The 23640-nt window shown below is 72.3% G+C and carries 18 protein-coding genes and 1 pseudogene; 6 read left to right on the forward strand and 13 right to left on the reverse strand.

Going from position 1 to position 23640, the window contains the following annotated elements; all coding sequences use genetic code 11:
- Positions 1-216: 216 nt before the first annotated feature.
- The 8 genes from J8M51_RS29875 to J8M51_RS29910 all read right to left on the reverse strand — a co-directional run bounded on the left by J8M51_RS29875 (position 217) and on the right by J8M51_RS29910 (position 9663).
- A complete protein-coding gene (locus tag J8M51_RS29875; protein WP_086755634.1) occupies positions 217-2541 on the reverse strand; it encodes a discoidin domain-containing protein in 2325 nt (774 codons plus the stop codon).
- The gene (locus J8M51_RS29880) at positions 2538-3629 is read right to left on the reverse strand and encodes a hypothetical protein (protein ID WP_267299588.1); all 1092 of its coding nucleotides are present in this window, start codon (positions 3627-3629) and stop codon (positions 2538-2540) included. The genes J8M51_RS29875 and J8M51_RS29880 overlap by 4 nt, the downstream gene beginning before the upstream one ends.
- Positions 3626-5002 carry an alpha-L-fucosidase gene (locus tag J8M51_RS29885; RefSeq protein WP_086763250.1) on the reverse strand — a complete coding sequence of 459 codons (1377 nt, stop codon included), beginning with the start codon at positions 5000-5002 and terminating at the stop codon, positions 3626-3628. Before J8M51_RS29885 ends, J8M51_RS29880 begins: the two co-directional genes overlap by 4 nt.
- The gene (locus tag J8M51_RS29890; RefSeq protein ID WP_086763252.1) at positions 4999-5178 is read right to left on the reverse strand and encodes a DUF6903 family protein; all 180 of its coding nucleotides are present in this window, start codon (positions 5176-5178) and stop codon (positions 4999-5001) included. Before J8M51_RS29890 ends, J8M51_RS29885 begins: the two co-directional genes overlap by 4 nt.
- Before the next feature lie 41 nt (positions 5179-5219).
- The gene (locus tag J8M51_RS29895; protein WP_086763254.1) at positions 5220-6119 is read right to left on the reverse strand and encodes a carbohydrate ABC transporter permease; all 900 of its coding nucleotides are present in this window, start codon (positions 6117-6119) and stop codon (positions 5220-5222) included.
- Positions 6120-6136: 17 nt separating this feature from the next.
- Positions 6137-7129 (reverse strand): carbohydrate ABC transporter permease, encoded by a 993-nt coding sequence (locus tag J8M51_RS29900; RefSeq protein WP_256966279.1) that lies wholly within the window; start codon positions 7127-7129, stop codon positions 6137-6139.
- A gap of 16 nt (positions 7130-7145) precedes the next feature.
- On the reverse strand, positions 7146-8468 hold the full coding sequence (locus J8M51_RS29905) for a carbohydrate ABC transporter substrate-binding protein (protein WP_267299589.1): 1323 nt from the start codon (positions 8466-8468) through the stop codon (positions 7146-7148).
- Positions 8469-8643: 175 nt separating this feature from the next.
- Complete coding sequence (locus tag J8M51_RS29910; protein ID WP_086763607.1) at positions 8644-9663, reverse strand: LacI family DNA-binding transcriptional regulator; 1020 nt, start codon at positions 9661-9663, stop codon at positions 8644-8646.
- 97 nt (positions 9664-9760) lie between these two features.
- Between J8M51_RS29910 and J8M51_RS29915 the strand changes: the two genes are divergently transcribed.
- From J8M51_RS29915 to J8M51_RS29940, 6 genes are all read left to right on the forward strand, one after another.
- Complete coding sequence (locus J8M51_RS29915) at positions 9761-11698, forward strand: glycoside hydrolase family 35 protein (protein WP_267299590.1); 1938 nt, start codon at positions 9761-9763, stop codon at positions 11696-11698.
- A 19-nt stretch (positions 11699-11717) separates the two neighbouring features.
- Complete coding sequence (locus J8M51_RS29920) at positions 11718-12566, forward strand: class I SAM-dependent methyltransferase (RefSeq protein ID WP_086763106.1); 849 nt, start codon at positions 11718-11720, stop codon at positions 12564-12566.
- A gap of 169 nt (positions 12567-12735) precedes the next feature.
- Positions 12736-13197 carry a GNAT family N-acetyltransferase gene (locus J8M51_RS29925; protein WP_086763104.1) on the forward strand — a complete coding sequence of 154 codons (462 nt, stop codon included), beginning with the start codon at positions 12736-12738 and terminating at the stop codon, positions 13195-13197.
- 240 nt (positions 13198-13437) lie between these two features.
- Positions 13438-14616, forward strand: coding sequence for a restriction endonuclease (locus J8M51_RS29930; protein ID WP_086763102.1), 1179 nt, complete (start codon positions 13438-13440; stop codon positions 14614-14616).
- A gap of 245 nt (positions 14617-14861) precedes the next feature.
- Complete coding sequence (locus J8M51_RS29935; RefSeq protein ID WP_267299591.1) at positions 14862-15959, forward strand: enoyl-CoA hydratase/isomerase family protein; 1098 nt, start codon at positions 14862-14864, stop codon at positions 15957-15959.
- Between the two features lie 9 nt (positions 15960-15968).
- Entirely contained in the window at positions 15969-16499 is a 531-nt protein-coding gene (locus J8M51_RS29940) for a GNAT family N-acetyltransferase (protein WP_086763739.1), read from the forward strand.
- Between the two features lie 43 nt (positions 16500-16542).
- On the opposite strand, the gene hemC is transcribed toward J8M51_RS29940, so the two are convergent.
- From hemC to J8M51_RS29965, 5 genes and pseudogenes are all read right to left on the reverse strand, one after another.
- Positions 16543-17475, reverse strand: coding sequence for a hydroxymethylbilane synthase (hemC, locus tag J8M51_RS29945; RefSeq protein WP_216587460.1), 933 nt, complete (start codon positions 17473-17475; stop codon positions 16543-16545).
- Between the two features lie 49 nt (positions 17476-17524).
- A complete protein-coding gene (locus tag J8M51_RS29950; protein ID WP_267299592.1) occupies positions 17525-19801 on the reverse strand; it encodes a bifunctional serine/threonine-protein kinase/ABC transporter substrate-binding protein in 2277 nt (758 codons plus the stop codon).
- Complete coding sequence (locus J8M51_RS29955; protein WP_267299712.1) at positions 19801-21876, reverse strand: ABC transporter substrate-binding protein; 2076 nt, start codon at positions 21874-21876, stop codon at positions 19801-19803. The genes J8M51_RS29950 and J8M51_RS29955 overlap by 1 nt, the downstream gene beginning before the upstream one ends.
- Positions 21877-21878: 2 nt before the next feature.
- Positions 21879-22650: pseudogene (locus J8M51_RS29960) on the reverse strand (serine/threonine-protein kinase); the annotation flags it as partial.
- The gene (locus J8M51_RS29965) at positions 22650-23333 is read right to left on the reverse strand and encodes a hypothetical protein (protein WP_267299593.1); all 684 of its coding nucleotides are present in this window, start codon (positions 23331-23333) and stop codon (positions 22650-22652) included. The pseudogene J8M51_RS29960 and the gene J8M51_RS29965, both read right to left, overlap by 1 nt.
- Positions 23334-23640: the final 307 nt, after the last annotated feature.

The following is a 23640-nucleotide window of genomic DNA, read 5'->3' on the forward strand; positions in this document are numbered from 1 at the left end:
GGGCGGGCGGACACCGAGGCGTCCGCCCGCCCTTGGCCGTCCCCCGCCGCCCTAGGGCCCTTCTGATGGATCTCCGCGGCGTCGCGACGCCCGGCACGCACGCTCGCCGCACGGCGCGAAGGGCCAGGTGGCTCCGCCACAAGACCCTCCACGCCGCACGCCGAGCGCACGCACCGAACGCCGCTCCTTCTCCCACGGAGATCCACCAGAAGGGCCCTAGCCGTCGCTCCGGTAGACGGAGATCCCGGTCAGCGTGGGCGTGTACCGCTCCGTCGCGATCGTCCCGGTGAGCGCCACCCGCAGCCGGGAGGTGGTGATGTCACCGAAGCCGGACACGGTCAGATCGTGACCGATGCCGGTGTCACGGGTCGCGAAGGTGACCCAGCGGCCGGCCGCCGCGTCCCACCGTTGCAGATCGAACGTCCGCACCCGGGGGTTGGTGCCCGAGTCCGTGTACTCGTCCAGATACACCTGGTCGAAGGTGGTGTTCGCGCCGAGGTCGATGTCGAGGGTGACGGGATAGGCCGCGTCGTCGGCGGCGGCCCAGCGGGTCGTGGGGTTCCCGTCGGTGAGTCTGTCGGCGGTGAGCGTGCCGTTCGCCCCGGGGTGGGTCGAGCTGGCGGTGACCGGTCTGCCGAGGGCGAGGTCGGCCCGGTTGTCGGCCTCCTCCTCGATCGGATCGTCGTCCACCGGGTTCGGGACCTTCGGGCCGATCAGGGTCTCGGCCATACCGATGTCCGGGGCGTCGCCGTGGTAGATGTGCCGGCCCAGGAAGTCCTGGGTGCCCAGACGGGGGTTGTAGCGTCCGGCGTCGACGAGCGGTGAGTCGTCGCGGAGGGCGAAGTGCGCGGCGGCCTCCCGGATGCGGTGCACACCCGCCCCCGTGACGTAGTCGGCCGGGTCACCGACGAAGCGCGGGTCGGCCCGCGGTCCGTCCGGGTCGGCCGGTTCCTGGGGCGAGTGGGTGCCGCCGGCCTCGTAGTAGTCGTTGTGCGCGAACACCGCCTGCCGCAGGGCGCCCGTCCGGCGGTACCAGGTCGTCGGTCTGGTCTCCGAGGTGTTGTAGAAGACGTTGTTGAGGAAGTAGACACGGCTCAGGAACGTCTCGTCGTGGACGTAGTCGAGATCCGCGCCGTCATAGACGAACGTGTTGTTCGTGAAGTACGTCGGCGAGTAGTTCGTCGACAGCATGTTCTTCACCAGGACGCCGTTGTCGTTCACGCTCAGGTTGTAACGGGCTATCGAGTTCGCGCTGTTGCCCATGTAGGCCATCCAGCCCGCCGCGTTGTCGTGCGAGTAGTTGAACTGGTACGTGACGTTGAAGTTGGTGTATTCGAGATCCCACGGTGTGCCGTCGTACTCGTTGTCCGGGCCGCCGTAGACCTCGTTGAACTGCATCACCGAATCGGCTCCGGCCCACAGATACAGCGCGCAGGACACCGCGTCGTAGCGTTCCAGATAGCCGTTCACCTCGTTGTACTCGACCGTCATGTGCTTGGTGTTGGCGAGCTGGATCGCGCCCTGGCCGACGCTCTCCGCGTAGTTGTGGCCGATGTAGACGTCACGGCTGTACAGATCGCGGGTGCGCACCCACAACTGCTCCCAGCCCTCGTGCCACTTCCCGCTCTCGTCGTACTGACCGGCGTCCGCGCCGTCCGCCGCGAACCAGTTGAAGGCGAACTGGACGGCGTGCAGTTCGACGTTCTCGAAGGTGTTGTTCTCGATCCGGACGTCCTTGAAGTAGTAGCCGCCCGTGCCGTAGTTCTTGTAGCTGCGGCTGCCGAACACCTGGAAGTTCACCGCGCCGTAGTGGATGCGCTGCCAGGTGCTCGGGCCGTCGAGATGGTGGACGTACACGTCCGAGATCCGGAAATGGTCCATGACGCTGTCCGCGCCGCCCGCCAGGAGATCGGCGTTGATCGAGATCATGATGCCGTCGCGGACGTACGTCCCCGTGGTGATGTCGGTCGCGAAGTCGTCGTCATTGGAGAGTTCGACGTTGTTGATGTTCCAGTACTGCTGGTTGCGCAGCACGATGGCACCCGTCAGCCCGACCGTCGCCGGATTCTTCGTGCCGTCCGCCCTGAACGGACTCCGCACCTTGCCGTTCGTCGCGATGTAGGGGCGTCGCGCGTCCGGATCGCCGTACGCGGAGACGGTGATCGGCCGGCCCGCGGCACCCGAGCCCTTCGGCCACAGCTGCTCGTCCTGCCACTGAGCGCCGGCCTTCAGCAGGACGCGGTCGCCGGGCGCGAACGTGGTCGCGTTCGCCTTGCCCAGGGTGCGCCAGGCGGCGGCCGGCGAGGTCCCGGCCGCGCTGTCGCGACCGAGGGCGGCGTCGATGAAGTAGTCCTTGCCGCCGGTGGTGTTCGGCGTGTTGCCCGGCCAGACGGGCTTGATCCTTACGGGCTCGCGCTGCGGGGCCGTGCCGGCGTGCGCGGCGGGCACCAGCGCTCCGACGAGCAGTGCGGCGAGCAGGGCGACGAAGCCCACGTACAGCGTCCGGGCGGGGCGCGGAGGTCCGGTGTCGACGGGTCTCATTGCTGCACATCCTCTGCGTTGATGGCACCCAGCGCCGCGCTGTCGACATCGATGTCACCGTCGTCGATCCGACGCTGGAGGTACTGGTCGAACTTCTCCGCGACGAGCGACTGCCGGATCCGCCCGGAGTACGCGGCGAACGCCTTGCCCTCGTCGACGCGCCTGCCGTCGAGTTCGTAGTACGTGATCCGGCCGGTGCCCGGGACGGGCGCGGACACCTCACCCGTCCGCAGCTTGCCGAGGACCGCCGCGAGGTCCTGGTCGTGCGCGTTGAGGCCGCCCGCGCCACCGCCGTCGTACGTGGCGGTCGTCAGCTCGGCGCCGGGCTCCTCCGGGACGACGTCCGCGAGGCGCTCGGCGTCGGCCACCCGGCGCTGGAGGCGGGCGGCGTGGTCCGGGGGAGCGCCGACGGGCGTCGGCACGACCAGCCGGGTGTACGTGTACGTCGTCGCGTTGGCGCTCCACGCGTCCCGGTCGGCGTCGAACGCCTGCCGGACCTCGGCGTCGGTGACCGTGAGCGGCCCCTTCGCCTCCGCGCCCAGCCGCTTCTTGAGGCTCGTGGTCAGTTCGGTGAGCCGGTGGGTGTAGTACTCGTCGGGGGAGAACTCCGTGACCCCGTAGACGGTGCGCCCGGCGGCGACGGCCTGGGCCCGGGACTCGTTCTCCCGCTCCAGCCCGGCGACGAAGTCCGCGTGGTCCACGGAGTCCACGAGGCCCTGTTCCTCGGCGAGGACGAGGGTGGTCTTGTCCCGCCGGATCTCGTCGAGCGCCCGGGATTCGAGACGTCGCAGCGCGGTCTCGTCACCGGCTTTCGCGTTCCAGTCGACCGCGCCGCCCACACCGTGCTCGTTGCGCAGCTCGTTCTGCACCGTCGGGGCCAACCGCCGCATGTGGAAGAGGAGTTCGTCCCGTGTGACGGGGTGTCCGTCGAGGGTGGCGATCCGGGTGCCGTCACCGCTGCCACGATGGCCGAGCAGCGTCGTCCCGGTGACGATCAGGGCGGTGAGGGCGACACAGGCGCCGAAGACCAGGAAGGCGGTTCTCCGGGGTGTGCCAGTCGTCCCGCGAGGTGTCCCGGTCCGCTTCACGAGGCCGCCTCGATCGCGTCCACCCGCGCGAGAACCGGTACGTCCCGGGACCGGATCACCTCGGCCCGTACGGAGTCGAGCTCGGTCGGCGGGAACGTCAGGATGCGCTGATGCCCCACCGAGTTCGCCTCGGCGAGTGGTGTCCAGCGGCCGTCCCGGTGGCCCCGGACGACGATGTGCTCGATGCGCTGTCCCTGGGTGATGTCCTCGCCCAGCACCACCGCCTCGACCACGTGGGGCCGGGGAAAGGAGAGCGTCACGGTGGTGAGGAGGCCCGCATCGTGGGAGGCCTCCGAGGACACGCGCTCCGTCGCCTCGATCCGCCGTGCCCTGAAGTCCCGTATGCGCTGCCCGAGTCGGCCGAGGACCGCCACGTCGGCGTCCGGGACGAGCCCGTCCCTCGCCGGCGGGACGTTCAGCAGGAAGCAGGAGTTGCCGCCGACCGCACGCAGGTAGACGGTGAACAGCTCTTCCACGGAACGGACTTGGCCGTCCTCGGCCGGATGATGGAACCAGCCGGGCCGGATCGAGGTGTTGACCTCGGCCGGGTACCAGACGAGATCGTCCTCGTGCCCGGCGAGAGCGGCACGGCTGCCGAGGTCGCGGTCGTCGCTGCGGACGAGACGGGCGAAGGCGCCGTCGTCGGCCCGCTGCGAACGGCCGGCGGTGCGCTCGGCGTCCTGGAGGGCGCGGGGGACGACACTCCACTCGTCGGGTCGGGTCTCACCGGCCTCGTTGCCGCACCAGCGGACATCGGGGCCGCACACACTGATGACCGCGTCCGGCTGCAGTGCGCGGACCACCGCGTAGTAGCGCTCCCAGTCGTAGGTCTGCCGCCTGCCGTTCGGGCCTTCGCCGTTGGCGCCGTCGAGCCACACGGAGAACACCGGCCCGTACCGGGTGAGCAGTTCGGTGAGCTGGGCGACGTAGAAGTCGTCGTACGCGGTGCCCGAGCCGTACGACGCCTCGGTGCGGTCCCAGGGGGAGAGGTAGACGCCGAACCGCAGACCGTGCCGGCGGGCCGCGTCGGCGACCTCCGCGACCACGTCGCCCCGGCCGCCCCGCCACGGCGACGCGGCGACCGAGTAGGACGTGACGTCGCTGGGCCAGAGGCAGAAGCCGTCGTGGTGCTTGCAGGTGAGGACGACCCCGGTCATCCCCGCGCTCTTGAGGGCCAGCACCCACTGGTCGGCGTCGAGCCCCGCCGGGTCGAACAGCGCCGGGTCGTCGTGGCCCTCGCCCCACTCCCGGTCCGTCATGGTGTTCATGCCGAAGTGCAGGAAGCCGTAGAACTCCAGGGCCTGCCAGGCGAGTTGGCGACCGCTGGGCCGCACCCGGGCCAGGGCGCGTCCGTTCGCGGCGGCCGTGGTCACCGGAACCGCCGGTTGTAGGACGCGAGCAGGGCCAGCAGCCCCGCCAGCGCGGCGAGCATGACCAGGAGGCTGTCCCAGCCGACCGTGGTGCGCGCGGCGACGACGAGGGCGACGCAGGCCGCCGCGAGGAGCGCGCGGGCGGCGAGCGACAGCGCCGTACGCGTCGGTTCCTTCATCCTTTGCTTCATCCTTGGATCCCTTCCGCTGATGCGCGTGCTCAGCCCTTCACGCCGCCCGCCGCCATGCCCTCGACGAGCCGGCGCTGGATGACGGCGTAGAGAAGGAGCACGGGCACGATGACGATGACCATGCCGGCGTAGAGGCGCCCGTAGTCGGCCGCCGCCTTCTGCGCGGTGAACAGGTTCAACAGGCCGACCTGCAAGGTCTTGCCCTCGCCGGGGAGGAGGGTGAGGGCGATGATGAAGTCGTTCCAGTAGGCGAGGAAGTTGAAGAGGACCACCGTGGTGACCGCCGGACGGGCCATCGGGAGCATGACGGCGGTCATGATCCGGAAGCGCGAGGCCCCGTCCAGCGCGGCGGCCTCCTCGTACTCGACCGGGATCGACCGGAAGTACGCGGTGAGCAGATAGATCGTGAACGGGATCGACGTGGCCGCGTAGACGAGCGCCAGGACGGTGGGATTGTCGATGAAGAAGCCGCCGGGGAAGACGTCGATCAGAGCGCGGTCCCAGTCGACGAGCATCAGGAAGATCGGTACGACGATGTAGTTGACGTTGACGAACAGGCCTGCGAGCAGGGCGAGTTCGACGAGACGGCGGCCCCGGAACTCATAGCGGGCGATGACATACGCGGCGGGCACGGAGACCGCGAGGACGAACACCAGGCCGAGGGCGGTGACGAACACCGAGGTCAGGAAGTACTGGCCCATGTGGGCGCCCACGAACGCGTCCACGTAGTTCCGGAGGTGCGGGCTCTCCGGCAGCGACCAGGGGCTGCCGAAGAACTCGCTCTTCCGCTTGAGCGAGGCCAGCAGCACCCAGGCGACCGGTACGGCGACGGCGAGCGCGAGGGCGATGACGAGGAGGTGGGTGAGCGGGCGGCCGACGCGCGTCCCCCGGCGGTCGGTGCGCGGGCGGGACGGGGTGGTCAGGGTCATGGTGGTGGTGTCCGTCCTCAGTACTGGAGGGGCTCGCGCCGTGTCGCCCGGCTCACCAGGAGCGACACCAGGAACGAGAACGCGAAGATCACGACACCGATGGCCATGCCGTAGCCGTACGACGAATTCGTGTACGCCTGCTTGTACATGTAGCTCAGCAGGACCTCGGAGGAGCCGTCCGGGCCGCCGCCGGTCATCGCGCGGACGAGGACGAAGCTGAGGTTGACGGCGCTCATGATGAAGAAGGTCAGGGTGGTGCGGAGGTTCTCCCAGATCAGCGGCAGGGTGAGGGCGAAGAACTGCCGGGTGGGGGAGGCGCCGTCGAGCGCGCTCGCCTCGTACAGCTCCTCCGGGACGCTCGCCATGCTCGCCATGTAGAGGACCATGTAGTAGCCGAGCGACTGCCAGACCATCGCGACGGCCACGGAGTAGAGCACGACCTTCTGGTTCCCGAGCCAGATCTGCTGCAGGCCGTCCAGCGACAGCAGCCGGAGGGTGCCGTTGAGCAGGCCGTTCCGCTGGTCGTAGACGGCGGAGAAGATCGCCGCGATCACGACCACCGAGAGCACGTTCGGGATGTAGAGGACGAAGCGGTAGAGGTTGCGTCCGCGCAGCCGCTGCCGGGTCATGATCGCGGCGAGGAACAGGCCCATGCCCAGGGTCACGACCGTCACCACGACCAGCAGCGCGACCGTGTTCTGGAAGGCGCGCACGAACTGCTTGTCGTCGAGGAGCGCGCGGAAGTTGTCGAGGCCCACGAAGCGCAGGTCCGGGGAGAAGCCGCTCCAGGTGTAGAACGACATCCGGAACACGTTCAGGGTCGGGATGATCATGAACACGGCGAACAGGACCAGCGCGGGCAGCAGGCACAGAAGCACGAAACGGGTGTCGGCGCGGCGGCGGGGCGCGGGCCGGGTGCCCCGCCGCCGGGGACTCCCGGTGGACGGCGCACCCTCGGACACCGCGACGCCCTTCGCCGGGCCGGGCGGTGGGGTGGCGGAGGTCGTCACCGTGCCTGTCCGCACCTCAACCGCCCGCCTGCCGCAGCTTTTCGCTCGCCTCGTGCAGCGCGGACCGCCACGCGTCCTCGGTGGTGTCGCCACTGATGACGCTGTTGGCGGTGTCGAAGAGGGTGGCCTTGATGTCGACGCCCTCGACGGGCGCGGTGCTGGCGAAGCCGCCCACCAGCGCGGCCACCGACGGGTCCTCGTAGACCTTGTAGAACTCGGCGTTCTCGGCCGACAGACTGCTCGCGATGCCCTCGACCGGCTGGATCGCGTTCGACTTCGCGAAGATCCCCGCCGCGTCGTCGGAGTACAGATACGCGATGAACTCCTTGGCCGCGTCCTTCTGCCGGGCGGCGCTCGGCACCCACACCGACTCCACCGACGTCGTGATGTACCGCTTGCCGCCCGGGGTGACCGCGGGCAGCGGAGTCAGACCCCACCGGAAGCCGTCGGCGCGCGGGGCCTCCGCCATCTCGCCGACGATCCAGGTGCCGTTCGGCATGAACAGCGCCTTGTCGTCGAGGACCAGCTGCTGGTTCTTGGTGAAGTCCTGCTCGTTGGCGTACCCGACGGTGGCCGGCGCCGCGTAACCGAGCAGCTTCGTCGTGATGTCCAGCGCCTTCCGCGCGTTCGCCGACTTCCAGACGTCCTTCTTGTACGTCATCACATCGGTGTAGAACGACTCCCCGCCGATGTCGGCGAGGAGCGCGAAGAAGTACGAGTCGAGGTATCCGGCGGTCGGATAGGTGAACAGGGGTATGCCCTGCTTCTTCGCGGTGTCGCCGAGCGCGAACATCTCGTCCCAGGTGGCCGGGACCCGCCAGCCCTTCTTCTCGAACAGGCCCTGGTCGTAGAAGAGTCCGGTGGGCGCGTAGTACATCGGCATCAGATACGTCCGATCCGTGCCGTACGGATCGGTGTTGAGGTTGCCGACGATGCCCTCGGTGAGCTTGTCCCCGACGGTCGTGTTCTCGCCGGGGATCTTCTCCTTGAGCACCGGGGTGAGGTCCTCCAGGGCCTTGTCCTTGATCAGGGTCTCGGTGAGGGCGGCCTTGCGGCCCTGTCCGAGCACCACGACGTCCGGGTAGCGGCCCGCCTTCATGTTCGGGGTGATCTCGTCCTCGATGCTCTTCGAGATCTGCAACTGGACATCGATGTCGGGATGCGAGGTCTCGTACGCCTCGATGACCTGCGTGTACATGTCCCGGCCGTAACCGCCTTCGAGGGCGGCGACCTTGAGGACCGTCTTGCCGGAGTCCGAGCCGCTCCCGCCGGCCGAGCAGCCGGCGAGCAGTCCGAGCACTGTGACCGCGGCGCCCGTGAGGACGAGCGATCTCCTCATGCGGTGTCCTTCCCGTGGACGAACTGCCCACCTGGCAGCGCGAGACATACCGCGCGAGAGAGATGTGTTGCGCGAGATCTGGATCACAGGGTGATCCGGTGCTGTTACGGTGGCATCGATAACATGGCAGCGCAAGAGGCCAGGCAAGGGAGTTGGGGAGCGCGGCGGTGCCGGGTCAGCCGGTGCGCGGGGGCGCGGTGGAGGCGCGGACCGTCAGCGAGGCGGTGACCGCGGACGCGTCCACCGCGGCCTCGTCGCCGTGCAGCAGCAGGTCGACGGCCGCCGCGCCGTAGCGGTAGAAGTCCTGCCGGACGGTGGTCAGCGGGGGCGAGCCGTAGGCCGCCAGGGCGATGTCGTCGACGCTCACGATCGACACGTCGCCGGGCACCGACCGGCCCCGTTCGCGCAGCGCCCGGATCACCCCGAAGGCCATCTCGTCGCTCGCCACGAACACCGCCGTGACCTCCGGGATCATCGCGACGATCTGCCCCTGCCGGTACCCCGAGTCGGGCGACCAGTCGCCCTCCAGGATCGGCGGCGCCTCGATCCCGGCCGCCGCCAGGCACTCCTGCCAGCCCTGCCGCCGCCGGCGCGCCTCGATCCACTCGTCCGGCCCCGAGATGTGCCAGACCTGCCGGTGCCCCAGGTCCAGCAGGTGCTGGGTGGCGACCCGGCCCGCCTCCTGCTGGTCGATGCCGAGCACCCGGGCACCCGCCGTCCGCGAGCCGTCGAGGGTGACGGTCGGGATGTCGCGCGTGATGTCCTCCATCTTCCGCGTCACGGAGATGAGCGGTACGGCGATCACGAAGCCGTCGACACCCTGGTCGGCCAGCTTGGACAGGGACTGCTCCATCAAGCCGGTGTCCAGCGCGGCGATGGTCGCGATGGACACCGCGTACCCGGCCGCGCCCGCCGCCGACTCCACACCGGCCGTCACCGCCGAACGCGAGTAGTACCCGCCGGAGGCCAGCAGCACCAGGCCGATCGTGTGGCTGCGGCCCGAGGAGAGCGCCCTGGCCGCGCTGTTGAAGCGGTAGCCGACCTGCTCCACGGCGGCCAGCACCCGCCGCCGGGTCTCCGGGTCGACGTTCGGCGAGCCGCGGAGCGCACGCGAGACGGTCTGCGCCGACACCCCGGCGACCCGCGCCACATCGGCCATGCTCGGCTGCCTCGGCCTCGCGGTCTCCTCGGTCATGGTGTTCCCCGTTCCCCTCACGTGGGCGGCCCACGGAGTCGTTCACCGGATTCTATCGACCTTGTTACGTATGGCACCGATAACATAGGCTCACCTCGTGACTGAGCCGACGACGACCCACCGCTGCCCGGCCCACACCACGACCGACACGGCGCGCAGGGACAGCAGGCGCCGCAGGGACACCGAGGGGGGCGCCGCCGGTGCTCTCACCTGGGACGGGGGCCGGTTCCACCGGCACGGCGTCCCGCACCGCGTCCTCTCCGGGGCACTGCACTACTTCCGGGTCCACCCCGACCTGTGGCGCGACCGGATCCGCCGGCTCGCGGACCTCGGCCTCAACACCGTCGACACCTATGTGCCGTGGAACTTCCACCAGCCCCGCGAGGACACCCCGCCCCGCTTCGACGGCTGGCGCGACCTCGAACGCTTCGTCCGTACGGTGGGGGAGGAGGGCCTCGACGTCATCGTGCGGCCCGGCCCGTACATCTGCGCCGAGTGGTCCAACGGCGGTCTGCCCAGCTGGCTCACCGCCCGCGACCTCGCGATCCGCAGCTCCGACCCGGCGTTCACCACCCTCGTCGGCCGCTGGTTCGACGACCTGGTCCCCCGGATCGCCGCCCTCCAGGCCTGCGAGGGCGGCCCGGTCGTCGCGGTCCAGATCGAGAACGAGTTCGGCAGCTACGGCGACGACCACGCCTATCTGCGCTGGAACCGCCGCGCCCTGGCCGAACGCGGCATCCGGGAACTGCTGTTCACCGCCGACGGCCCCACCGACCTGATGCTGGACGGCGGCACCCTCCCCGGCACCCTCACGGCCGTCACCCTCGGCTCCGCGCCCGACACCGCCCGCGCCCTCCTCGGCTCCCGGCGCCCCGACGAACCCTTCCTCGTCGCCGAGTTCTGGAACGGCTGGTTCGACCACTGGGGCGGACGCCACCACGTCCGGGGCGTGGACAGCGCCGTCCACACCCTGCGCGGCATCGTCGCCGACGGCGGCAGCGTCAGCCTCTACATGGCCCACGGCGGCACCAACTTCGGCCTCTGGGCGGGTGCCAACGACCACGAGGGCCGCCTCGCCCCCGTCGTGACCAGCTACGACTCCGACGCCCCCATCGCCGAGGACGGCACTCTCACCGCCAAGTTCCACGCCGTACGCGAGGCGCTCGGCGCCCACGGGCCGCTCCGGTCACCCGCCCGGCCGCCGACCCTGCCCCCGGCCCGCGTCCCGCTCGTCCACCACAGCGACCCGCTCCCCGGTCTGCGCGCCGTACCGGCACCGACCACGACCGGGCCCCGCCCCGCCTCGTTCGAACAGCTCGGCCTCGACGCGGGCATGGTCCTGTACACCGCGCACCCCCGCGTCCCGGCGGGCGCCCACCGGCTCGTCCTCACGGACGTACGGGACCGGGCGCTGGTCTTCGCCGACGGCACGTTCGCCGGTGCCGCCGACCCGGACTCCCCGGAACTCCCGATCGACGGGACCGGTGCCGTCGTACGCCTGGAGATCCTCGTCGAGAACCTCGGGCGGGTGAACTACGGTCCGGGCATCGGCGGACACAAGGGCCTGCTCGGGCCGGTCCTCGTCGACCGGCGCATCGTGCAGGGGTGGGAGAGTAGGCCGGTGGCGCTGCAGGAGTGGGGGGAGGGGGAGTTGGGTGCGGCGGTCGGGGCCGGTACGGCGCGTGTGGGTGCCGGTGCCGGTGCCGGTGCCGAGGGCATGGGCGGCGGTGCCGGTGTGGGTGCCGTGAGCACGGGCGCGGGGTTCGCCGTCGCCGAGTTCTCCGTCGGGACACCCGCGGACACCTTCCTCGCCCTGCCCGGCTCCTGCCGGGGCCTCGTGTGGGTGAACGGCTTTCTCCTCGGCCGGTACCGGGAGATCGGGCCGCAGGTCACCCTGTACTGCCCGGCACCCCTGCTGCGCCCCGGCGGCAACACGGTGACGGTCCTCGAACTGGAACGCCTGGGAGGGGAGCTGGAACTGCGGGCCCGCCCCGAACTGGGGCCGCCGGAGGAGTACGTCGAGGAGTTCGACTGAACGGAGCGAGGAGCTCGGTATGCCTGACGGATGGCGGTGGGACCGCACGCTCTTCCAGGGGAGCGCGGCCCACTACGAGCGGGGCCGGCTCCCGTACGCGCCCGGTTTCCCCCAAGCGCTGGCCGAAGCCCTGGAGTCGGACGGCCGGGGCCGTCTCCTCGACGTGGGCTGCGGTCCGGGGATCGTCCTGCTGCCGATGGCGCGGTACTTCGCGGAGGCGATCGGTGTCGATCCGGACGAGGACATGCTGGCCGAGGCGGAACGGCAGGCCGGACGCCGAGGGGTGACCAACGCGCGCTGGGTGGCCGCGCGCGCCGAGGAACTGCCCGCGGGGCTGGGGGAGTTCAGGGCGGTGGTGTTCGCCCAGTCCTTCCACTGGACGGACCGGGACCGGGTCGCGGCCACCGTGCTGGACATGCTGGAGCCCGGGGGCGCGCTCGTCCATGTGAGCGACCTGAAGGAGCCGGTTCCGGGGCCGGTTCCGGGGCCGGTCCCGTCGTCCGCCGCGCCGCCGTACGAGCGGGTCGGTGAACTGGTACGCCGGTACCTGGGCCCGGTGCGTCGTGCGGGGCAGGGTGTGCTGGTCGACGGCACGCCCGGCGGCGAGGCGGCCATCATCGAGCGCGCCGGGTTCGGGGACCTCGCACGCCTGGTGGTGCCGGCCGGAGGGGTCGTCACCCGGACCTCGGACGACATCGTCGCGTGGGCGTTCTCCCGGTCCGATTCCGCGCCGCACCTGTTCGGGGACAGGCTGCCGGACTTCGAGCGGGACCTGCGCGCGCTGCTCGCGGAGGCGGCCCCCGACGGCCGGTTCGCGGAGCGCCTTCCGGCCACCGAGATCAGGATCTGGCGGAAACCGCCCGGGTGAGCGGTGCCGTCGTCGTCCACTGTGCCCTGGGGCGTATGTCGAAAGTGGCTGGCCGTGACTCCGTGACCTGTGCTTGCCTGCCGGAGTGAACATCGAGAATTCCGAGGTCGCTGTGGAGAGGCCAGGCCACTGGGTCCGGCGGAGGACCGAGGGCGACGTCGAGACATGTGTGCGGATTCTCGCGGAGGTCCATGAATGTGACGGTTACCCGGTGAACTGGCCTGACCGGCCTGCAGAGTGGCTGTCGCACGCTTCCGTACGGGGGTCCTGGGTCGCTGAACTCGGCGGCCGTGTCGTCGGCCATGTCAGTCTGTCCCGCAGCGGCGAAGGGGATCTGGCCCCCGGCTTGTGGAGCGAGCGGAACGGGACGAGCACGGACCGGACCGGGGTGGTCAGCCGGCTGTTCGTCGCCCCGCAGGCCAGGGGCCATGGCATCGGCGCACTGCTGATCGGCCGGGCCGTTGCGGAAGCACGAGGGCGTGGCGTGCATCCGGTGCTCGACGTCGTGGCGTCCGACACCGCCGCGGCAGCCCTGTACGAGCGGCTGGGCTGGGAACTGATGGCCACGGTCGAGCAACGATGGAGCCCCTCTCAGCTGGTGGCCGTCCACTGCTACGCGGCGCCGTCGTGAGATGGCTGGTCACAGCCACTCGTTGACAGCGGCGACGAGGACGGTCGTGGTCGACGCCGCGCTCGACGGCGTGGCGCTCGCGGTGGTCGACCGGGTCGGACGTCGGCGGGCGACCGCCGCGCAAGCCGTGTTTCGCGCCTCGGGCCCGCGGGGCGTTGTCGGTGGCCGCTGTTAGTCTCCCGGCCGGGGAGTGATCGACAGGTCAGTGATCGACGGGCACCGGCGTGGGGGTGGGGGCGGATGAGCAGGCTGGAGTGTCCGCTGTGCGGGCAGCAGGTGGCGGCGACACGGCAGGGGATGGCCCGGCACCAGCGGGCGGACGGCGCACCCTGCCTGCCGGACGACGGTGCCACGCCCCCGATCGGCACCCCCGCGATCGGCTGTGGCGCGCTGGCCCTGAGCACGGTCGCGGCGGTCATGTCCGGCTCATGGACGGTGTGGTGGCTGTGTCTGCTCGTCTCGGTGGGGGTGGTGATCTGGCGGGCGAACCTCAGCCCCGCCGCCCGGGTGGCCGCCGCGCACAGACGGGCTGTCGAGGCGGTCACCGAGGGAGCCGCCGCGGTGGTCACCGGCCCGCCCGCACGGGACGTCGAGGCGGACGCGAAGCGCCTGCTGGAGGAGTTGCCCCCGCTGGGGTCGACGGTCGAGGACGCGATCGCCGCCTGTATGGCCCGGCTGCGGCCCTACGACCCGCAGCCGCTCGCGGTGCGGTTCACCAAGCTGGCGCGGGCTCATGTCGCCGCCGACGAGTGGATACTCGGTCTGGCCGTCGGCCCGGAGCAGGGGCTCTCCGGGAGCGGCCGGGCACTCGTGGTCGTCACCGATCGGGCGCTGGTGGTGAAGGAGCGGGACGTCGTCTACCGCGACGACACCCCGGAGATCCGGCCGGGCCCGTACGGCTTTCTCGCCTCCGGTGCCCGTACGTTCTCCTTCTCCACCAACCACGGCCTGGAGACGGCCGTCGCCGCCCGCGAACTCGCCGCCGACTCGGGGAGACGGAGAGCCGTGGTACCCACCGGGCGGCCGCCGGAGCGGCTGATCCGTGAGGCCCGCGACGCCGAACTGATCGCCGCCGAGTGGATGCGCTATCTCGGCTTCACCGACGCGGTCGCCACCCCCGTCGGCGCGGACGGCGGTGTCGACGTGGTCAGCGTCCGTGCCGTCGCCCAGGTCAAGCTGGAGGGCAAGCCCACCGGGCGCCCCACCGTCCAGCAACTCCACGGCGTCGCCGCACAGGAGCGGAAGACCGGCGTCTTCTTCTCCGCCGCCGGTTACACCCCGCAGGCCCGCACCTGGGCCCAGACCAGCGGCACCCTTCTGTTCCGCTTCGACCGCCAGGGCGCGGTGGAGGCGGTCAACGCGGTCGCGCACGAAGTGCTGGCGAAGGCGGACGGACGGGGGCCGGCCGGCGGTGGGTGAACGGCGGGGATGAGCGGGACGGACCGCGCTGTCGGATGGGCGGGAAGCAGCAGGTAGGCTCGGCGGGCCCGGGGTGCCGGCAAGCTCAGGGCACTGCCGGCGACCGCGCCCGCCTAGCTCCTGCACGGAGCGGGGTCCGTCTCATGACGGGCGGTCGCCGGCCTGGACGGGGAAGGAACCGACGAGATCATGCGCGTGTGCGTGCTCCGAGGCCCGGCGGGCGCAGTGGCGACGGAGGCGATCCCATGACCGGCGGCGACGCGACGACCGGCGGCAGTGCGACGACCGGCGACGAGCCGGTCCTCCTCCACACCACCGGCCGTGCCGCGCACATCACCCTCAACCGCCCGAAGGCCCTCAACGCCCTCAACCACACCATGGTGCGGCGCATCGCCGAAGCCCTGACCGTGTGGGAGCACGACCCGGCCGTGGAGACCGTCGTCATCACCGGCGCCGGGGAGCGCGGGTTGTGCGCGGGCGGCGACATCCGGGTGGTCCACGACGACGCCCGCGACGGCGACGGCTCCGCCTCGGCCGCGTTCTGGCGCGACGAGTACCGCCTCAACGCCCGTATCGCCCGCTACCCCAAGCCGTATGTCGCCGTCATGGACGGGATCGTGATGGGCGGCGGCGTCGGCGTGTCCGCGCACGGCAGCGTCCGTGTCGTCACCGAGCGGTCGAGTGTCGCGATGCCCGAGACCGGCATCGGCTTCGTACCGGACGTCGGCGGCACACGTCTGCTGGCCCTGGCCCCGGGCGAGGCGGGCACGCTGCTCGCGCTGACGGGCGCGCGGATCGGCGCCGGGGACGCGCTGTCGTGCGGCCTCGCCGACCACTACGTACCGTCCGCGTCGCTCGGCGCTCTGCTCGACGACCTCGCCGCACTGCCCGCGCGGGAGGCCGTCGCCCGGCACGCGCGCGAGGCGCCTCCCGGCGAACTGGCCGGGCAACGGCACTGGATCGACTCCTGCTTCGCCGCAGACACGGTCGAGGAGATCGTCCGGCGGCTGCTCGCCCACGGCGACCCGGCCGCCAAGGAGACCGCCGAGACCCTGCTCACCAAGTCACCCACCGCACTCAAGGTCACCCTCACCGCCGTCCGCCGAGCCCGGCGACTCGGCTCGCTGGAGCGGGTGTTGGACCAGGAGTACCGCGTCTCCCTCGCCGCGCTGTCCACCGCCGACCTGGTCGAGGGCGTCCGCGCCCAGGTCATCGACAAGGACCGCGCCCCCCGCTGGTCCCCGCCCACCCTCGCCGACGTCACCGAGGCCGACGTACGCCGCTACTTCGAGCCGCTGGGCCCGCGCGAACTCGGCCTCGCCGAACCCGACGCCACCACCTAGGCTCTCCCCATGATCGACACCCCCCGCCCCCTGCGTATCCGGCCCGGTGGCCCGGCCGACGCGCCCGCGATCCTCCGGCTGCTCGACGGGGCGGTGGCCTGGATGAACGCGCGCGGCAACACGGAGCAGTGGGGCACGATCCCCTACTCGCGACGGCCCGACGGCCCGGCCCGGATCGAGCGGTACACCACCGAGAACGCCTCGTACATCGCGGAGTCGGACGGGCAGCCCGTCGGTGTGCTCGTCCTGGACACCGGCCCCAGTCCGCAGATGCCGATCCCCGCGGCCGACGAACCCGAGCGCTACGTACGCCTGCTGGCCTCCGACCGCGACCACGCCGGTCTGGGCATCGGCGCGACCCTCCTCGCCCACGCCGTCGAGGAGACCCGCCGAGCAGGCGTACGACTGCTCCGGGTCGACTGCTGGGCGGGCGAGGAAGGCCACCTCGTGGCCTTCTACGAACGCAACGGCTTCACGCCCACGACCCGCTTCCTCTCCGGCACCTGGCCGGGTCAGGTGCTCTCCCGCAGGGTCGGCTGAGGCGACGGGCGGGAGAGCCCCGGAGCGTCCGTCCGGGCCCGGGTCAGTGCGGGATCTCGTCGATGAGGTCTCGGGCGCCCTGGCGGAGGAGGGCGACGGCGACAGAGGTGCCCAGGGTGGCGGGGTCGAGCCGCCCGGCCCATTCGTGGGCGTTGAGCATCGTCTTGCCGTCGGGGGTGAAGACGGAGGCGCGGAGGGAGAGTTCGCCACCGCGGTCCGTGCGGGCGAAGCCCGCGATGGGACTGTTGCAGTGCCCCTGCAGGACATGCAGGAACATGCGCTCGGCGACGGTCTCGCGGTGGGTGTCCGGGTCACCGAGACCGCTGACCGTGTCGATGGTCGTGGTGTCGTCCTCACGGCACTGCAGCGCCAGCACGCCCGCGCCGATCGGCGGCATCATCGTCTCGACCGAGAGGATCTCGCTGATCACGTCCGCGCGGCCGATCCGCTCCAGCCCGGAGACGGCCAGCAGCAGCGCGTCCGCCTCACCGGCGGCCAGCTTCTCCAGCCGGCGGTTGGCGTTGCCCCGGAACGGCACACACTCCAAGTGCGGGTGGGAGGCCGCGAGTTGCGCGGTGCGCCGGACGGAGGAGGTGCCGATGCGGGTCCCCGCGGGCAGCTCGTCCAGGGTGCGCCCGGCGGGGTCCACGAGCGCGTCCCGGATGTCGTCCCGTTTCAGGAACGCGGCGAACATCGTGCCGGCGGGCAGCGGCCGGTCGGCGGGGATGTCCTTCACACAGTGCACGGCCAGATCCGCCTCGCCCGCGACGAGGGCGGCGTCGACCTCCTTGGTGAACGCCCCCTTGCCCTCGACCTTGGAGAGATCGCCCATCCACTTGTCCCCGGTCGTCTTCACGGGGACCACTTCGGTGCGCAGCGCCGGGTGCAGCACGGCCAGTTCGGCGCGTACGCGCTCCACCTGGGCCAGGGCCATGGGCGAGTCTCGGGAAACGATACGAATCAGGTCCTGCGACATGAAGGCACGATAGCCCCTCGGACCGGGCCCCGATGACCACCCGGGCCCCTCACACGTCCGCACGCTGGTACTGCCCCAGAAAGTCGAACTCCCGGTCGACCATGCGGAACAGGAACAACGCGTCATGGTTGTATCCGAAGCCCGCGGAGAACTCGACCGTCCGGCTGATGCCTTGGTAGGACACCTCCGGCAGACGCCGTACGATCGCGCCGCGTTCCACGAGCGGTGAGCCGCCACTCCCTCCGCCGCCCCCTGCGCCGCCTTTGTCCCTGTCCCCGCCCCCGCAGGCCTCCGCCAGGAACAGCACCGCGTCGTACGCCTCCGCCGCGTACGGGCCGGGGCGCTCCCCGTACCGTGCCTCGTACGCCGCGCTGAACGAACGGGCCGCCGGGGCGGCCGTCGCGTCGATGAACGTGGTGGCGAAGACCCAGCCGTCGGCGGCCGGACCCGCGCTCTCCAGGAACCGTGCGCCGAAGGCCCGTTGGGTCGCGAGCCGGGTCCCGGAGAACCCGGCGCCGCGCAGTGCCGCCGCGAAGGCACCCGCCCGCTCCTGACCACCGGTGAACACGACCGCGTCCGCCCCTGCCGCCACGGCCTTCCCGGCGAGCGCGACGGCATCGAGTCTCCCGGCGGCGACACTCGTGATGCTCGCGTTCCGCCCGGCGCGGCCCATCGCGCGCTGGACGAAGTCGCAGAGGGTCCAGGCGAAATCGCCCTCCGCCCGGTCCTCGACGAGGAGGATCTCGCGGGCGTCGGCCTTCCCCGAGAGGTATCTGTTGCAGGGGGCGGCGAGCAGCTGATCGGTGGGAGACAGTTGTGCGTGCGTACGCAATGTGGTCGCTCCGGCGTCTCTGACCTGGGCCGGCACCCCCACCGACACCGAGACGACGGGGAGCACGGCCTTCGTGTACGTGGTCTCCGCGGCGAGGAAGCAGTCGTCCGTGGTCGGGCCCAGCACCGCGCGGACCCGCTTGTCCGCCGCCAGTTCGCGGGCCCGGTCCAGGGCCCGGCCGGGCTCGCCCCCGTCGTCGTACGCCCGCAGCCTCAGCCGTAGCGGCCGGTCGGCGTCGGCGTTGACCTGGGCGACGGCCAGCCGGGCGCCGTTGAGCTGGGCACGCCCCGTCTGCGCGGTGGCGCCGGAGAGATCGCCCTGGAACGCCATGACGAGTTCGGTGCGCGGTGCGGACGAGGGCGAGTCGCCCGCCCCGGCCTTCCGCCCGCCCCGTCCGCTCCACCACCAGGCTCCGCCGCCGGTCGCCAGGACCCCGGCCGCCGCCGCGGAACCGAGGACCAGGAAGCCGCGGCGGTTCGTGGCCGGGGAACCGGCCTCCGGTTCCCCGGCGGAGGTCACCGTGACCGCGTCCGCCGGCTCGTGCGCGGCGGCTCCGTCCGGCGCTCCCGTCACGGCCGGGGCCGGCACCCGCGTCGGTTCGATCGCGCCCATCGCGAGGACCGCCGCGGACCGGTCCGCGATCAGCCGGGTCACCGGCTCGGGCAGCCATCGCTCCCGGTCGGCGGACACGGCGGCGTCGAGCGCCGCGCCGACCTCGACGGCGGTCGGCCGCCGCGCCGGATCCTTGTCCAGGCACGCCCGTACGACGGGTGCCAGCGCCTCCGGGATGCCGGGCAGCTCCGGTTCGTCGTAGACCGTGCGCAACAGCATCCCGGCGGCTGCACCGCCCCCGAAGGGCCGTACGCCGGTCGCGGCGAACGCCAGGACGCAGCCCAGCGAGAAGACATCGCTGGGCGGACCGATCCCCGCGCCGCGCGCCCGCGCCTGTTCGGGGGAGAGGAAGCCCGGCGAGCCCACGATCACGCCGGTGGACGTGAGCGGCGTACCCTCCGGCGTACGCGCGATACCGAAGTCGATGAGCCGGGGCCCGTCGGGGGCCAGCAGCACGTTGCCGGGCTTCACGTCCCGGTGCACCAGCCCGGCCCGGTGGACCGCGTCCAGCGCCTCGGCGAGCCGCAGTCCGAGCACGGCCACGGAGGCGGGGGACCACGGTCCGTGCCCCTCCAGCACCTCGGCGAGCGAGGGGCCCGGTACGAACGCGGTCGCCAGCCACGGAGCCTCCGCGTCGGCGTCCGCGCCCAGCAGCGGGACCACCCACGGGCTGTCCACCCGCCGGGCCACCTCGATCTCCCGGCGGAACCGGGCCCGGAACCCGGCGTCGTCGGCGTACGACGCCCGGACGACCTTGACGGCGGCGAAGGCCCCGCCCGGGGCGCGGGCCAGGAACACGACGCCCATGCCGCCGGCGCCGAGCCGCCGCAGCAGGCGGTAGTCGCCCAACCGCGACGGGTCGGCGGTGCGCAGCGGCTCCATCAGGCCGTCAGCGGCGCCGGGCCGCCGTACACGAACGCTCCGTCCTCGACGCGCCAGAGGTGGCCGCCGGTGCCGTCGATCGCCGGCAGGCCGGTCTTCTCCTGGAACGCGTACGTCCTGGTGATGCCCTCGTACTTGGCGGCCAGCAGCGCGGCGAACAGGTCCTCACGGGTACGGCCCTTGGCCGGGAGGCCCGCCAGGGACGTGAGCACCAGGGAGGCCGTGTCGTAGGCCTCCACCGCGTACCGGGGCGGTGCCTCCCGCCACCGCTTCCGGTAGGCGGCCACGAACGCCTTCGCCGCCGGGACGCCCGTCGGGTCGATGATCGGCGCGACGATCGCCCAGCCGTCGGCGTCCTCCTTCGCCGCCGTGAGGAAACGCGGGTCGAGCAGGGCCGGCCCGCCCGCCCGGGCACCGGAGAAGCCGCGTTCGCGCAGCGTCCGGGCGAACGACGCGGCCCGGTCGGGCAGTCCTGCGAACGCGAACGAGTCGGTGTCGGCGGCCAGCAGGTCGTCCACCACCTCCTCGAAGCCGGACCGCATCGTGCTGACCACACGCGGGATGTACGGCTGCCCGGCCGTGTTCAGCTGTTTGCTGAGGGTGCTGCTGATCTCCCAGCCGTAGTTGTCGGCCGCGCGGTCCACCACCACACCCACCCTGCGCGGGTGGGCGCCGCGCAGGACGGCGTCCAGATAGACGGAGATCACCGAGTCCGGCAGCCGTGTGTTGAGGAACGTACGGAAGCCCTGCACGGAGAGGCCGATGGCGCCGGGCGACACCCCGAGCACGGGGACGAACGCGGCGTCGTACTCCGCCAGGGCCGACTGCGCGGTCGCGTCCGTGGTCGGGCCGATCACGGCGAGTACGGCGGGGTCGTCGGCCAGCCGCTTCGCGAGGCGGGCCGACTCCGCCGGGTCGCCGGCGTCGTCCACCGCCCGTACGTCCACCTGGAACGGGGCGTCCCGGCGGGCGTTGAACTCCGCGACGGCCAGCCGCAGTCCGCGTTCCTGCGCCCTGCCGGTGTCGCGCTGTCCGCCGCTGAGGTCGCCGTGCAGCGCGACGATGTGGGCGGGGCGCCGGGAGGCGGCGGCCGGTTTGCCGCCGCCCGAGCCGCTGTCCCGGCCCAGCGCCCACCAGGTCGCGCCACCTCCCGCGACGAGCACCGCGCCCGCCGCTCCGGCCAGCAGGACACGGCGCCTCGCGGGGGCGTCGGCGGCTCCGGCGGTGGACACGGTGTCTCCGGCACCGGGCGCCGGGGACGCGGTGTCCGCACCGGAGCCGGTGTCGGAGCTCTGCGGCACGGCGCCATGGGGCGAACCGCCGCCCGGGACGGCGTCCGTGGGCGTGGCGTCGGCCGGCGTGGCGTCGGGGGAGGCGCCGGCCGTGACACCGGCCGCGATCTCGGTGCGGTCGATGTCCGGCAGCGCGAGCGCTTCGGTCGACCGCCGGGCGATCAGCCGGACGACCTCCTCGGGGAGCCAGGAGGCGCTGCTGCCGCCGCCCCCGCCGACGGGCTCGTCCGCAGCCGCGTCGGCCTCGGAGTGGGCCGGGGCACCGGCTTCGGCGCCGGCCTTGTCGTCGAACCGGGCCTCGGTCTCGACGCCGGCACCGGCACCGGCCGCGGCTTGGGCACCGGCCTCGGCCCCGCCCCCGTCCCCGGCGTCCAGGCGGTCGGCAGGCGTCCCGGCGGGAGCCGCACCGGACCCCGCGTCCGGAGCGACGGCATCCCCTCCCGGAGCCGCGGCCTCCGCAGACTCTCCGGGACCAGCGCCCCGTGTCGCCTCCGCGGGAGCCGCGGGCACTCCGGTGTCGGCGGCAGCAGAACTCTTCGAGGCCGCCCCGGAGACCGAAGCCTCCGCTGTTGCTGCGGCTGCCGCAGGCCCTCCTGTGTCTGAGGTAGCCGAACCCTCCGGGGCCGCTCCGGAGGGCGAAGCCTCCGCGGTAGCCGTGGGAGCCGAAGCTCCTGCCGTATCCGCGGCAGCCGAACCCTCCCCGGCCACCCTGGGAGACGACCCCTCCCCATCCGCCCCACCCGCAAGCTCCCCGGGCAGCAACTCCCGTACCAGCTCCTCCACTTCGGGGCGGTGGGCCGGGTCCTTCTCCAGGCAGCGGGCCAGCAGGTCGGACAGGGGCGTCGGGACGCCGTCGAGGTCGGCCGGGTCGTGGACGGCGCGGTAGAGGAGAGCGTCGAGGGCGCCCGTGCCGAACGGCGGGCGGCCGGTCGCCGCGAAGGCCAGCACACAGCCCAGGGAGAACACGTCGACGGCCGCGCCGATGGCCCGGTCGCCCCGCCCGTCGGCCTGCTCCGGCGCGAGATAGCCGGGCGTGCCGATCACGAACCCCGTCGCGGTGAGCGCGGTGTCCTCGGGGGCCCTGGCGATACCGAAGTCGATGAGGCGGGGCCCGTCCACGGCGAGCAGGACATTGCCGGGCTTGAGGTCCCGGTGGACCAGCCCCGCCCGGTGCACCTCCGCCAGCGCCTGCGCCAGCCGCCCACCGAGGACCCGCACTCCGTGCTCGGGGAGAGGCCCGTACGAGGCCACCGCCTCGGCCAGCGACGGCCCCGGCACATACGCCGTGGCCAGCCACGGCGCCTCCGCGTCCGCGTCGGCGGCCACCACCGGCACCGCCCACGGACTGCGGATCCGCCGCGCGGCGTCGACCTCGCGCCGGAACCGTTCCCGGAACCCGGCGTCCTCCGCGTACTCCGCCGCCAGCACCTTCAACGCCACGAGCGAACCGGACGGCGTACGCGCGAGATACACCACCCCCATGCCGCCGGCGCCGAGCCGGCCGAGCAGACGGTGGTCGGCGATCCTCGCCGGATCGGAAGAACGCAGCCGCTCCATCAGTCCTCGCCCCCGCCCAGTTCGTAGCCCGCCCGGTCGAGCATGGTGGTGGTGCCACGCGTCATGTACTGCTCCATGTCGGCGACGGTGTAGCCCTCGCCGCCCTTGAACGACACGGTCAGGGTCACCTGGCCGAGCCGGGTGACCATCCACCGGTACAGGGCCTTGTCGCCGCCGGTCAGATAGACACCCGTCTCCAGGACCGAGTCGTCGGCGTAGTTGTTGCCGCGCAGACCGCGGGGGGTGCCCACGGACATCAGTTCCGCGATCCGTTCGTCGGCGCGCACCTGCTGCTCAGGGCAGCGCAGCGCCTCCTCCAGCGTCTCGGACACATGGCCGTCGGCGGCCTGCACGGTCGAGTGCACCGTCACCGTCGCCGTCACCTTGACCGTGCCGCGCCCCCCGCTGCCGGGCAGTTCGCTGTAGAGGGACAGCGAGGCGAGTACGTCGTCGGGGAGCGCCCGGCGCTGCCATCTGCACTCCTCGTCCAGTACGGCCATGGTGCCCCCGGCGCTACGGGCGAGGGGCTGGGCCCGGAAGCCCGTGCCCCAGTCCCCCGGCCGCATCACGATCGCCTCCGCGAGCGCCGCGCCCTGCCGCCGGGACTCGGGTACCCGGTCCGGTGCCGCCTCGAAGGGCGTCACGGACGGCGTCGCGGACGGCTTCGTGCCTTCCTCCGGCATCTGCCCGGAGGCCGAAGCGGAAGGTGTCGGGGACCCTGCCGCCTCGGCGTCGGGCCTGTCCGCGCGCTCCGCCGCGCCCGCGCTGCAACCGCCGAGCAGTAACGCCGCGGCGGTTCCCGACGCGGCGGCCCTCAGCCGCCAACCACCTCTTCGTCCAGCCGCTTTGCCGTCCATCGCCGCCCCCTCCACCGCGGAACCCCCGTGTGTGACCGGTGATCGTACAGAGGTACGCAATCCTGGAGGGAGCGGTTCCCGGGAGTCGTTTCGCACATGCCCGGACCATTGCGCGGAAGGCGAACTCCCGCAC

Origin of the sequence: Streptomyces griseiscabiei (assembly GCF_020010925.1) — a bacterium.
In the GTDB taxonomy this organism is placed as follows: Bacteria; Actinomycetota; Actinomycetes; order Streptomycetales; family Streptomycetaceae; genus Streptomyces; species Streptomyces griseiscabiei.